Below are 12,624 nucleotides of genomic sequence, written 5' to 3' on the forward strand. Positions count from 1 at the left end.
TTCTTTATTAGATGTTCAAACCAGAGAAACACATAAATGCGATTGCCATCAGACCTACTGTGATAAATGTGATACCCAAGCCCTTCAACGGAGCAGGCACGTCAGAGTAAGCCATCTTCTCACGGATAGCAGCCAGACCAACGATAGCCAGCAACCAACCGATACCCGAACCCAACGCGTATGAGATAGCATCCCAGATGTCACCGATATATTTCGGATCGCTCGGACCTAGGTTGATACGTTGTTGCATAAACAGAGAAGCACCCATGATAGCACAGTTAACGGCAATCAGCGGAAGGAAGATACCCAATGAAGCGTACAGCGAAGGGCTGAAACGTTCCACCACCATCTCCACCAATTGCACGATACCGGCAATAACGGCAATGAAAAGAATAAAACTCAAGAAACTAAGGTCGACACCTTCGATGATAGCGTTGGCAGCCAGCACCTTAGTCTGCAACAGATAGTTGACCGGGAGCGTCACCAGCAACACGAAAGTCACGGCGATACCCAGTCCTACGGCAGTCTTCACATTCTTCGATACAGCCAGGTATGAACACATACCCAAGAAGAACGCGAATATCATGTTGTCCACAAAGATAGAGCGGACGAATAAGCTTAATAAATGTTCCATATCTTTTAATTAAGAATTAAGAATGAAGAATTAATTACTTTCTTCCTGCAGTTCTTTGTGACGTGAACGTTGGTACCAGATAATGCAAGCGACGATAATCAGCGCCATCGGAGGCATCAACATCAGACCGTTGTTCACGTATCCGATTTTCTGAATAGGCTCGTAGTTCAAGATGTTGAAACCGAGCAATGTTCCCGAACCCAGCAGTTCGCGGAAGAACGCAACGATAACAAGAATCTTGGCGTAACCCAATCCGTTACCTACACCATCCAGGAAAGATTCCCAAGGACCGTTCTGCATGGCAAATGCTTCCAGGCGTCCCATCAGGATACAGTTGGTAATGATCAGACCAACATATACAGAAAGCTGCACGCTTACATCGTATGCAAATGCTTTCAGGATCTCGCTTACGATAGTCACCAACGCAGCTACCACAACCAACTGAACGATGATACGGATACGGTTAGGAATGGTTTTGCGCAACAATGAAATCACCACGTTAGAAAACGCCGTAATAACCGTAACCGAAAGTCCCATCACGATAGCAGGCTCCAGTTTTGCGGTAACGGCAAGTGCGGAACAGATACCGAGCACCTGTACGGTTACCGGATTATCTATTCCCAACGGAGCAGAGAATACTTCTTTATTCTTCTTTGAAAACAATTGTCCCATATTCTATTTTTCTCCTCCTTATTATTTAGTTAAAAAATTCACGTACTCTTTCAAACACTCTTTCAGCATAGTGTCCACACCTACCGAAGTGATTGTACCACCGGAGATACCGTCCACCTGATAGTCGGCTTTCTCTACCTTGCCGTGTTTCACCACGCTTAAGGCAACAGTACCATTCTCCAATGTTTTCTTACCTACAAATTCCTGTTGGAACCAGTCGGTAGCGATCTCAGCGCCCAGACCCGGAGTCTCACTCGCGTGAGAGAAGTAAGTACCGTATACAGTATCCTTATCCTCATTCAGTGCGACATATCCCCAGATAGCGCCCCAGAGACCTGCACCGTAAACAGGAACTACATATTTCGTCTGTCCGTCCACTTCGCAGACAAACACATGAAGACGATTCTCCTCTTTTGCTTCTTTCTCGTAGTTCGTAATGAAGTCTCCGGTGTTTTCAGTCAACGTACCGTCAACGTTCATCAGCATATCGCCTTTCACATATTTCTTATATTCAGCATCCGCATCCTCCACATTCTTAATATTCAATGCGGCAAGAATCTGCTTCTTCGTATCCAACTGTACATTCTTGTCTTGCGTAGCTTTCAGCGAAGAGCTGACGAATGCCAGAAGGAATGCAACGATAATAACCATTACCGAAGCATAAATGATAGTATAACTGTTACTATTTGTATTCATTTTCATTCGGTATTTATTGGTTAGACTTGATAGCACGTTTTTCACGACGGCTGATATTGCCCTGTACCACACAGTAGTCGATCAACGGAGCGAAGATGTTCATCAACAGGATGGCGAGCATCATACCTTCCGGATAACCCGGGTTCAGCACACGGATGACAACAGCCATCACACCGATGAGGAATCCGAAGATATACTTGCCTTTTTCAGTACGTGCGGACGTTACGGGGTCGGTAGCCATAAATACGGCACCGAAACAGAAACCGCCGAGCACAAGATGTTCGTACCACGGCATATTTGCCATAGCATTGCCTTCCATGCCGATCGCGTTGAATACCCATGCCATGAACGCGCCACCTACAAATACGGAAATCATAGTTTTCCAGCTTGCCACGCCTGTCCACAGAAGGATAACGGCGCCGATCAAGATAGCGATCACGCTCGTCTCGCCGATAGAACCGGGAATCAGACCGATCACCATATCCATATTGAACGCAGGAGCAGTGCCCGACGTAGCGGCCACACCGAGCGGAGTGGCAACCGTCAATCCATCCACCGTCTGTCCCAAACCGAAGATACTGTCGCCCGATACCCAAACGGCATCACCGGACATCTTGGTCGGATATGCGAAAAACAGGAATGCGCGAGTGATCAATGCCACATTAAAGATATTCATACCCGTACCGCCGAAAACCTCTTTCGCGAAGATCACAGAGAATGCGGTAGCTACGGCAAGAATCCACAGCGGACAGTCCACCGGAACGATCATCGGGATCAGGATACCGGAAACGAGGAATCCTTCCTGAATCTCCTCCTTCTTCCATTGAGCCACAACGAACTCAATACCCAGACCTACCACGTATGATACGATAATTTTCGGCAACACTGCCAGGAATCCGTAGATAAACATCTCAAAGAAACTACCGGTAGCGCCCGTGTGAGTGAAATGCTGATAACCTACGTTGTACATACCGAACAAGAGAGCCGGTATCAACGAAATAACCACAATCGACATGATGCGTTTGCTATCGATTGCGTCGTGTATGTGCGTTCCCGTTTTCGCAGTCTTGCTGGGCACGAACAGGAATGTTTCGAAGCCGTCGAACACCGACTGGAATGCGTGGAATTTGCCGCCTTCTTCAAAGTTCGGCTTTATCTTATCGAGATAATTTCTTAACGCTTTCATTAATATATTTACTATTTTACTATTTACAATTTACTATTTGCCGACAGTCGGGCGATTATGCCATTTCAGCTCGCAGCATATCGAGTCCGGCACGAACGATGCGTTGCAGCTCCATCTTCGAAGAGCAGACGAATTCGCAGAGAGCGAAATCTTCGGGTGCGACTTCGTAGATACCAAGCGCTTCCATACGGTCGATATCACCGGCGATGATAGCCTTAATCAGATATTCGGGCAGGATATCCATCGGGAATACCTTGTCGTACTCACCGGACATGATCATGTGGCGTTCGCCACCTTTCACGCGGGCATCCAATGTATACTCCTTCTTGCCCATCAGCCAACTGAAATATGAGCGGTTGGCGCTGAACTGATTGAAACGCGGCATGATCCATCCGAGCATTTCATGAATATCATCCCCTTCGGGAATCACCGTCAACTGGCTGTGGAACGCTCCCAGGAATCCGTTCGGAGACACCTGCTTTCCAGTCAGCACATTACCGCTGATATAGCGCAAGTCCTTGTCCTTAGTGACATTGCCGGCAAACACGTTGGTGAGCAGCGCCCCTACCTGAAGTTTGCAGTAAGCAGGTTTCAGCACTTCGGAACCTGTCACTGCCACCGTACGGGTGAAATCCACACGACCGGTATTGAAAAGACGGCCGATGAAGATAACAGCTTGCGGATCAATAGTCCATACCGTTTCTCCCTTAGAGACAGGGTCGAGATGGTTGATCTGCACACCCACGTTACCGGCGGGGTTCGGTCCGTCGAATGCGGTGATTGTAACGTTCTTGGCCTGCGTCAGAGCGGCAGCATTCTGTTTCACGCTGATACTCAGATAAGTTTTTGCCAGTTTGGCGAGTGCATCGAGTCCTGTCTGGAAATTTGCTTCCTCGCCTTTCAGAGCAAACTCAAAATCGGGTGCCAACGGGTTGGTATCGAAAGCAGAAACGAAGATACCTTTCGGAGTCACCGTCGGATCTGCGATAATGTCATAAGGACGTTGTCTGATAAATGCGAAAAGACCGGCTTCCAGCAAAGCGTTCTTTACAGCCTCCGCATCCATCGTTGCCACATTCTTCTTGCCAAATTCCTCGTAGTCCTGCTCAGTAGCAGCTTCTACCACGATGTTCAACACCTTACGACGAGCTCCACGCTCTACACTCGTCACTACGCCGCTCACGGGCGAAACAAATTTAATTTCAGGATGATACTTGTCGATAAACAAGGGTCCACCGGCCATCACATATTCCTGTTCCTTTACGACCACCTTCGGTGTCACACCAGGAAAATCATCGGGCACGAGGGCGTAAAAACCCGGCTCCTTCACTGTTGTGTACGTTTCAGCAGCTTTACCTTTCAGGTTTATGTCAAGGCCTTTGCGTAACTTTATTACATTTGCCATGCTATATAAAATAATGGTTTCATAAATTTGCCGCAAAAGTAATAAATAAGATTGGGATTCGGGAGGAAAAAAGGGAGTAATTACGGAGATTTTTCCGTAATTATCTTCGTGTTCGCACACGTACCCCATCTTTCTTTTCTCCCGAAAGCAAAGAAAGAAGCAAAGAAAAAGAGCGAATTTACATTTATTATCTATGAATATGAAAACTAATCAGAATAAAAGCGTTTTCTTTGTACCCTGAAATTAAGAAAGAATATGAAACAGCCGAAGCTCTACAAGATGAAGAAATATATAATAGGTATATGGATGGCATTGTTGCCCATCGATGTCATGCTGGCACAGACAGACAGTACAAGGACGGTAAAAGATACCAAACGTGAGTTACGCCGCCAGCGTGTGGCGAAACGGAATTTACATTACAACATTCTGGGAGGTCCCAGCTACACACCCGATTTCGGTTTTCTGGTGGGCGGTAGCGCATTGATGACGTTCCGGATGAACCCGAGCGACACCACCCAGAGACGTTCCGTCGTACCCATGTCCATCGCGTTGATATTCAACGGAGGGCTCAATCTCATGACAAAGCCGCAACTCTTCTTCAAAGGCGACCGTTTCCGCATATTCGGCACTTTCTCCTACAAAAACACCATCGAAAACTTCTACGGTATCGGATATGGCACAAACAAGGACTATCCGCGAGGGGAAGATACGAGTGAATACCGATACAGCGGCATTCAGGTGAATCCGTGGTTTCTGTTCCGGTTGGGGGAAAGCGATTTCTTCGCAGGTCCCCAGGTTGACTTGAACTACGACAAGATTACCAAACCGGCGGCGGGAATGGTCGAGCAACCGTCATATATCGCGGCAGGCGGTACGGAACATGGATACACCAATTTCAGTTCGGGACTCGGATTCCTGCTGACCTACGACACACGCGATGTACCCGCCAATGCCTATCGGGGCACTTACCTCGATTTTCGGGGGATGATGTACAGCAAAGCTTTCGGAGGTGACGATAATTTTTACCGTCTGGAGATAGACTACCGCCAATACAAAACGGTCGGAAAGCGGAAAGTTCTCGCCTGGACCGTGCAGAGCAAAAACGCATTCGGAGACGTCCCCTTGACGAAATATGTATTGAGCGGAACCCCTTTCGACCTTCGCGGCTATTACATGGGACAGTTCCGCGACAAGTCCTCTCATGTAATGATGGCTGAATACCGCCAGATGATAAATACAGACAAAAGCACATGGATCAAAAAGATGTTGAACCACATAGGATATGTGGCTTGGGGAGGCTGCGGATTCATGGGACCCACACCGGGAAAGATAGAAGGCGTCCTGCCTAATCTCGGAGTCGGCCTGCGCATAGAAGTCCAGCCCCGCATGAACGTACGTCTCGACTTGGGAAGAGACATGGTGAACAAGCAGAATTTGTTCTATTTCAACATGACGGAGGCCTTCTAGCACAAATTAACAAGAAAGAATGCAAAATTGACAACAAAAGTCTGTTCATAAATGAAATTAATCCTTATATTTGCGCAAGCTATGTCACAACAGAACACAGCAGAAGCAAATAACAGGGTTATTTTATGAAACAAATTATATATATCTGTTTAGGATTACTCCTTTTATTCACCTCCAACACACCGATCGTTGCGCAAGAGGTCAGTGATTATACTCAATTAAGCGAAGAAGATTACAGCAATATCACTCTTCCCCCACTCTCCGTCCTGTTTGAGAATGCCAAAGACAATCCCATCTATGAGATGGCAGATGTCAAAGCGGCGGTAGAGCGCAAACTGCTGGCGAAAGAAAAGCGTGCATTTCTCGGATTCTTCAGTCTGCGGGGAAGCTACCAATACGGTACTTTCGGCAACGAATCCACCTATACAGACGTTTACGTAGAGCCATACCCCACCTACTCCACCCAAGCCCAGAACGGATATACGGTAGGAGCGGGAGTCAGCATCCCGTTGGACGACCTGTTTGACCTCAAGGCGCGTGTCAGTCGTCAGAAGCTCAATCTGAAGAGCGCGGAGCTTGAGCGGGAAATCAAATACGACGAGATCAAGAAGAACATAATCGAAATGTACGCGATGGCTACATCACAGATCAAAGTCCTTCAGATGCGAAGCGAGGGTCTGGTGCTGGCGAACGTGCAATATGAGATTTCCGAAAAGAATTTTGCCAACGGAACCATCGAATCCACCGACTTGGCGACAGACAAGGAAAGGCAGTCGCAAGCCCGTGAAGCATACGAAAAGAGCAAATTTGAGTTAACCAAGAGTCTCATGATGCTTGAAATTATTTCACGCACGCCCATTATACGAAAATAAAAGACTAAGATATGAATTTCATCATTTCCATCATACGGACCCTATTTCGGCATCGTTGGCTGATACTGATAGGGACCACTCTCTTCACATTACTGGTCATTTATTACACACGCCATATGCGAGGCGGGTATGATGTGAAAGCAACCCTTTACACGGGAGTTGCTTCGGGCTACAACCTCGAAAGTGACAAACGCACCGATTGGGCAACCGTGCAGAACTCTATGGACAACCTCATCAGTATCATGCAGGCCGAAAGTACGCTGAAAAGAGTCAGTCTGCGATTGTTCGCCCGCATACTGATCAAAGGAAATCCGGAAAAAGAGAATGACGGAATCACCCCTTCCAGCTACAACTACACATACAACCATCTGAAAAACAGCCCTCCGGGAGACGAGATACTGAAACTGATCGACAAATCGAGCGAAGACAAGACAGTAGCCAATCTGGAAGCATATATGCGCCCGCACAAAGACAATTACATCTACGGGCTCTTTTATTATTCCCATCCCTATTACAGCTACAGTGCTCTGAAAAATGTAAAGGTACAGCGCCGCCTCACCAGCGACCTGCTGGACATCAGCTATACTTCCGGTGATCCGGGTATCGCCTACAACACCGTAAGTATCCTGATGCACGAGTTTGTCGAGGAATACCGCCGTATCCGTTACGGAGAGACGGACAAAGTGATCAAGTATTTCGAAGAAGAGCTGAAACGTATCGGCAAGCAACTGAAAGCGGAAGAAGAAGACCTGACGAAGTATAATGTACAAAAACGCATTATCAACTACCTCGACGAGACTAAGGAAATAGCCGCCATCAGCAAGGAATTCGAGCTGAGAGAACAGGATGCGCTTTTCGCATTCAACAGCACCGCGTCCATGCTCAAAGAGTTGGAAAAACACATGGACAGCAACGCCAAGCAAGTACTGAAAAACATGGAATTCGTAGACAAGCTGCGCGAAGCCTCCAACATCACCGGCAAGATATCGGAAGCCGAAGCGATGACCGATTCCAACAAGAAAGACCTCCATTCGCTGGAAGGAGACAAAAAGCGGTTGAACGAGCTTAGACAAGAACTGAATGAGTTGACTACCTCATACGTAGGCCACAAATATACCAAAGAAGGTGCGTCGCGCACCAATATCATCGACCAATGGCTGGAACAGACATTGCTCTACGAGAAGGCGAAAGCCGAACTGAAAATCGTACAAAGCGCCCGTCGCGACTTGAACAACCGTTACGTATTCTTCGCTCCTGTAGGTACCACCATCAAGCAGAAAGAGCGTAGCATAAACTTCACGGAACGCAGCTACCTGACCGTCCTGCAAAGTTACAACGAAGCTTTATTGAGGAAAAAGAATCTGGAGATGACCTCCGCCACGCTGAAAGTCCTCAATGAGCCTACCTATCCGATCGGAGCCAACTCAACCAACCGGAAACAGATCGTCATAGCCGCCTGTGTCGCCATCTTCGTGATTATCATAGCTTTGCTGGTATTGATAGAATTGCTTGACAGAACACTGCGTGACGCCAGCCGCACCCTGCGGGTGACGGGATATAAGGTGATAGGCGCCGTTCCCAGCCTCTCAACCGCCCGCTACGGAGGACTGACCAAAACGTACGTACAGCTTTCCGTAAGAGAGCTGACCAATTCCCTGCTCCGCTTCCTGACCAAGCGGAAATCCCCCGGTGTGTTTATCATCAACCTGTTCAGCACCAGCGAGGATTCCGGAGAAGACATAATCGGGACACTGATCTGCGGGTTCATGCAAAGCCGCAAACTGAACACGAAGTTCATCTGCTACGATAAAGACTTCGATACCGCGTCCACCCAATACCTGCTTGCAAGGAGCGTCACGGATTTCTATACGCCGCAAGGAGAAGACGTACTGATCGTCGCCTATCCTCCTCTGTCAAAGAGCAGCATATCAAGTGCCCTGTTGCATGACGCCAACGCCAATATACTGGTGACTCCGGCCAATCGCGGATGGAAAACGATAGACAAGCAACTATGCGAGCAGCTTATGTTGCAGTTGGGCAAGAGCAATGTGCCTTTCCGTATCTGCCTGACCAACGCCAGCCGTGAAGCCGCCGAAGACTTCACCGGACAGTTGCCGCCATACACCCTGTTGCGCAGGATCAGCTATCACTTCAGCCAGTTGTCATTGACAGAAAAAATCATATTCAACCTCAGAAGAAAAGCAAAGGAAGCAGAAGACGAGGACGATGACGAATAGGAACACTACTTTCCATATCCTGCTTGCCGCACAATTCGCGCTAATAGCGGTAAGTATGCTTGTAAACGTCAAGACAGGGCTGTTCTCAATGGTTCTTATCTTGTTGCTCACCGTTATTTGCCTGATACAACTCAGTAACGACAAGTCCACCGAATGGGAGCGCGGGCAAAACATAATGACCTGGCTGTTCATCGTCTGGCTGTCGTACTATATCATGGAGATCATGAACCCCAACTGCGTGTTGGAGGCATGGAACATCAACATCACGCCCTACGCGCTCATTCCCCTGATATGCGCATTCGTCGTTCCTGTCGTCATACGTACCAGGAAAGACATAGAACTGCTATTGATCGTATGGTCCGTGTTCGTCATCATCTTCACCCTCAAAGGATACTGGCAGAAAAATCACGGTTTCAGCACCAAAGACCTTTACTTCCTGCACGTTCTCGGCGGTGCGCGAACCCACATCATCTGGTCGGGAATACGTTACTTTTCCTGTTTTTCGGACGCGGCAAACTATGGTGTGCACTCAGCGATGGCAGCCGTCACCTTCTCCATCTCCGCATTCTTTGTCGACTCCAGATGGAAGCGCCTCTATTTCCTTTTTATAGCCTTGTGCGGTATCTACGGCATGGGTATTTCCGGAACCCGCTCCGCTATGGGAGTGCTTATGGGCGGTATGCTTATGATTACTATCATAGCCAAGAACTGGAAAGCGTTACTAGGGGGAATATTCATATCTATCAGCATTTTCGTATTTTTCTATTACACCAATATCGGGAGTGGCAACCAGTATATCCATAAGATGCGTTCCTCCTTCCACCCCACCGAAGATGCCTCCTACCTCGTGCGTGTCGAAAACCGCCAGCGGATGAAGGAGCTGATGGCAAGGAAACCGATAGGCTACGGGATAGGATTGTCCAAAGCGGGCAACTTCGATTCGAAAGAACAAATGCCTTATCCACCCGACTCGTGGCTGGTTGCCGTCTGGGTGGAAACCGGAATTGTGGGGCTGATACTTTATCTTGCCATACACGGCACTCTCTTCGCCTGGTGTTCATGGCTCCTGATGTTCAAAGTACGCAATAAGAATCTACGGGGACTGGCGGCGGCATGGCTTTGCATGAATGCCGGACTCTTCATTGCCGCCTACGTCAACGACGTGATGCAATATCCCAACCAACTGACTGTATACACAGGCTTCGCCCTCTGCCTCGCCGCACCTTATATAGACAAACACATCAGTGAGGAGCCGGAGGAAAGTGAAAAACAAGAACCGCACCTGATTAAAGAACCAAACGAATAAAAAAATGACAGACAACCACCGGACGGACATATCATTTATCACGATCTGCTACAATGGCTTCAAAGACACTTGCGAGCTGATAGAATCGTTACAGGAGAAACTGCATTCCGTGACCTACGAGATCATTGTGGTAGACAACGCCTCGCGCGAGGACGAGGCTGCCAAGATATCCAGACTATACCCCTCAGTCATCGCCATCCGCAGCGAGGTAAACGGAGGATTCTCCGGCGGCAATAACATCGGAATCCGTGCGGCAAGAGGAAAATACCTCTTCTTCATTAACAACGACACCTATATCGAGTCAGACGCAATCTCCTGCCTGGTAGAACGGTTGGAAAGCCGTCCCGAAATCGGAGGCGTATCGCCGAAAATACGTTTCGCTTTCCCGCCGCAGCACATACAGTTCGCAGGCTTCACCCCCTTGTCACGAATCACGTTACGTAACAATATGTTGGGGTTCGGCTGTCCCGATGACGGGAAATACGACACTCCCCACCCCACTCCCTACCTGCATGGCGCAGCCATGATGATAAAACGTGAGGTGATCGGGAAAGCGGGGATGATGCCTGAGATCTTTTTCCTGTACTACGAAGAGCTGGACTGGAGCACAAGCATGACACGTGCCGGCTACGAGCTATGGTACGAGCCCCGCTGCACGGTCTTCCACAAAGAAAGCCAGAGTACCGGACAACTCAGCCAGCTGCGTACCTATTATCTGACCCGCAACCGCCTGCTCTACGCCCGCCGCAACCTGAGGGGAGCCGCACGTCTGGGCTCCGTGCTCTATCAAAGCACTGTAGCAGCCTTGAAGAACGGTCTGCTCTATGCTTTAAAAGGACGCTTCGATCTCTTCCTGGCCGTCTGCAAAGGCGTCAATTCAGGACTGATCCTTCCGTCGGCCAACAAAGAAACAAAAGAACAAAAAAACGAATACTATGAACATCATTGATTGGGTTCTCTACATCCCCCTCACGCTATGCGTATGCTACTTGCTGCTTTACGCCATCGCCTCCAAGTTCTACCGGGCTCCCCAATATCCCGAAGCCCGTACGCTCCGGCACATTGTCGTGCTATTCCCCGCCTACAAGGAAGACCGTGTGATACTCTCTTCGGTCCGCAGTTTTCTCGAGCAGGACTATCCGAAGGAGTTGTTCGACCTTGTCGTCATTTCCGACCAGATGCAGCCGGAAACGAACGAAGCCTTACGCACGCTCCCCATCCGGCTACTGATGGCGGATTACACGGAAAGCTCCAAAGCCAAAGCGCTGGCTATGGCCATGAACAACATCGACACCGATCTCTACGACATAGTGGTTATCATGGACGCCGACAACGTGACCGTCCCCGAATTCCTGTCCTGCATCAACCGTGCGTTCGACAGTGGAGTAAGATCCATACAGGCTCACCGGACAGGTAAGAATCTGAATACCGATATCTCCATTCTGGACGGCGCGAGCGAAGAGATCAACAACGGCTTCTTCCGCAGCGGGCACAACGCGCTCGGACTTTCCGCCGGGTTATCCGGCTCGGGAATGGCCTTTGATGCAAAATGGTTTCAACAGAATGTGCAATACCTGCAAACGGCAGGCGAAGACAAAGAACTGGAATCCATGCTGTTGCAGCAGCGAATCCATACAGTCTATCTGAACGACCTCCCTGTGTTCGATGAAAAGACACAGAAAAAAGAAGCGATCAGCAACCAGCGCAAACGTTGGATAGCGGCGCAGTTCGGAGCACTCCGCGCTTCGTTGCCCCACTTGCCGAAAGCCCTGCTGCAAGGCAATATAGACTATTGCGACAAGATATTCCAATGGATGCTGCCTCCCCGCCTGATACAGCTGGCAGGAGTGTTCGGACTGACTTTCGTTTTCACCGTTATCGGTCTTGTCATGAGCCTGCGCAATGGAGGGAATGAATGGACGATGGCCATCAAATGGTGGATTCTGTCGGTAGCACAGGTCTCCGCCATGATTCTACCCGTACCGGGAGGGCAACTGTTTACCAAAGAGGTAGGGAAAGCCATCATGAAGGTACCCATGCTGGCTGTCACCATGATAGGCAATTTATTCAAACTTAAAGGAGCAAATAAGAAGTTCATCCATACAGAGCACGGTGAACATCACTCTCATTCATAAACACATTATCCCCA

At 48.7% G+C, this 12,624-nt stretch carries 11 protein-coding genes; 6 read left to right on the plus strand and 5 right to left on the minus strand.

Annotation, left to right across the window (positions count from 1 at the left end):
- Positions 1–7 precede the first annotated feature (7 nt).
- From nqrE to ACNOGP_RS16595, 5 genes are read right to left on the minus strand one after another with little or no spacing between them, the layout of a single operon-like run.
- The gene (gene nqrE, locus ACNOGP_RS16575; RefSeq protein WP_007753211.1) at positions 8–634 is read right to left on the minus strand and encodes an NADH:ubiquinone reductase (Na(+)-transporting) subunit E; all 627 of its coding nucleotides are present in this window, start codon (positions 632–634) and stop codon (positions 8–10) included.
- 30 nt (positions 635–664) lie between these two features.
- Positions 665–1,306, minus strand: a complete 642-nt coding sequence (locus ACNOGP_RS16580) for an NADH:ubiquinone reductase (Na(+)-transporting) subunit D (protein WP_007753212.1) — start codon at positions 1,304–1,306, stop codon at positions 665–667.
- Positions 1,307–1,327: 21 nt separating this feature from the next.
- Complete coding sequence (locus ACNOGP_RS16585; RefSeq protein ID WP_418213244.1) at positions 1,328–2,002, minus strand: Na(+)-translocating NADH-quinone reductase subunit C; 675 nt, start codon at positions 2,000–2,002, stop codon at positions 1,328–1,330.
- A gap of 13 nt (positions 2,003–2,015) precedes the next feature.
- Positions 2,016–3,188, minus strand: a complete 1,173-nt coding sequence (locus ACNOGP_RS16590; RefSeq protein ID WP_007759868.1) for an NADH:ubiquinone reductase (Na(+)-transporting) subunit B — start codon at positions 3,186–3,188, stop codon at positions 2,016–2,018.
- Positions 3,189–3,243: 55 nt separating this feature from the next.
- Positions 3,244–4,593, minus strand: a complete 1,350-nt coding sequence (locus tag ACNOGP_RS16595; protein ID WP_143864549.1) for a Na(+)-translocating NADH-quinone reductase subunit A — start codon at positions 4,591–4,593, stop codon at positions 3,244–3,246.
- A 279-nt stretch (positions 4,594–4,872) separates the two neighbouring features.
- Between ACNOGP_RS16595 and ACNOGP_RS16600 the strand changes: the two genes are divergently transcribed.
- The 6 genes from ACNOGP_RS16600 to ACNOGP_RS16625 all read left to right on the plus strand — a co-directional run bounded on the left by ACNOGP_RS16600 (position 4,873) and on the right by ACNOGP_RS16625 (position 12,610).
- Positions 4,873–6,060 (plus strand): BamA/TamA family outer membrane protein, encoded by a 1,188-nt coding sequence (locus tag ACNOGP_RS16600; protein ID WP_418214772.1) that lies wholly within the window; start codon positions 4,873–4,875, stop codon positions 6,058–6,060.
- A 125-nt stretch (positions 6,061–6,185) separates the two neighbouring features.
- On the plus strand, positions 6,186–6,932 hold the full coding sequence (locus ACNOGP_RS16605; RefSeq protein WP_186967514.1) for a TolC family protein: 747 nt from the start codon (positions 6,186–6,188) through the stop codon (positions 6,930–6,932).
- 11 nt (positions 6,933–6,943) lie between these two features.
- A complete protein-coding gene (locus ACNOGP_RS16610; RefSeq protein WP_418213245.1) occupies positions 6,944–9,169 on the plus strand; it encodes a GumC family protein in 2,226 nt (741 codons plus the stop codon).
- Complete coding sequence (locus ACNOGP_RS16615; RefSeq protein WP_418213246.1) at positions 9,159–10,475, plus strand: O-antigen ligase family protein; 1,317 nt, start codon at positions 9,159–9,161, stop codon at positions 10,473–10,475. The genes ACNOGP_RS16610 and ACNOGP_RS16615 overlap by 11 nt, the downstream gene beginning before the upstream one ends.
- Before the next feature lie 4 nt (positions 10,476–10,479).
- A complete protein-coding gene (locus ACNOGP_RS16620; protein ID WP_418213247.1) occupies positions 10,480–11,424 on the plus strand; it encodes a glycosyltransferase family 2 protein in 945 nt (314 codons plus the stop codon).
- A complete protein-coding gene (locus tag ACNOGP_RS16625; protein ID WP_418213248.1) occupies positions 11,411–12,610 on the plus strand; it encodes a glycosyltransferase in 1,200 nt (399 codons plus the stop codon). Before ACNOGP_RS16620 ends, ACNOGP_RS16625 begins: the two co-directional genes overlap by 14 nt.
- Positions 12,611–12,624: the final 14 nt, after the last annotated feature.

The sequence above is a fragment of the Bacteroides difficilis genome (assembly GCF_048319815.1).
Taxonomy (GTDB): Bacteria; Bacteroidota; Bacteroidia; order Bacteroidales; family Bacteroidaceae; genus Bacteroides; species Bacteroides zhangwenhongii.

Coding starts and splice junctions, on each gene's coding strand:
- nqrE (WP_007753211.1), bottom strand. CDS start 634: ATGGAACATTTATTAAGCTTATTCGTCCGCTCTATCTTTGTGGACAAC.
- ACNOGP_RS16580 (WP_007753212.1), bottom strand. CDS start 1,306: ATGGGACAATTGTTTTCAAAGAAGAATAAAGAAGTATTCTCTGCTCCG.
- ACNOGP_RS16585 (WP_418213244.1), bottom strand. CDS start 2,002: ATGAATACAAATAGTAACAGTTATACTATCATTTATGCTTCGGTAATG.
- ACNOGP_RS16590 (WP_007759868.1), bottom strand. CDS start 3,188: ATGAAAGCGTTAAGAAATTATCTCGATAAGATAAAGCCGAACTTTGAA.
- ACNOGP_RS16595 (WP_143864549.1), bottom strand. CDS start 4,593: ATGGCAAATGTAATAAAGTTACGCAAAGGCCTTGACATAAACCTGAAA.
- ACNOGP_RS16600 (WP_418214772.1), top strand. CDS start 4,873: ATGAAGAAATATATAATAGGTATATGGATGGCATTGTTGCCCATCGAT.
- ACNOGP_RS16605 (WP_186967514.1), top strand. CDS start 6,186: ATGAAACAAATTATATATATCTGTTTAGGATTACTCCTTTTATTCACC.
- ACNOGP_RS16610 (WP_418213245.1), top strand. CDS start 6,944: ATGAATTTCATCATTTCCATCATACGGACCCTATTTCGGCATCGTTGG.
- ACNOGP_RS16615 (WP_418213246.1), top strand. CDS start 9,159: ATGACGAATAGGAACACTACTTTCCATATCCTGCTTGCCGCACAATTC.
- ACNOGP_RS16620 (WP_418213247.1), top strand. CDS start 10,480: ATGACAGACAACCACCGGACGGACATATCATTTATCACGATCTGCTAC.
- ACNOGP_RS16625 (WP_418213248.1), top strand. CDS start 11,411: ATGAACATCATTGATTGGGTTCTCTACATCCCCCTCACGCTATGCGTA.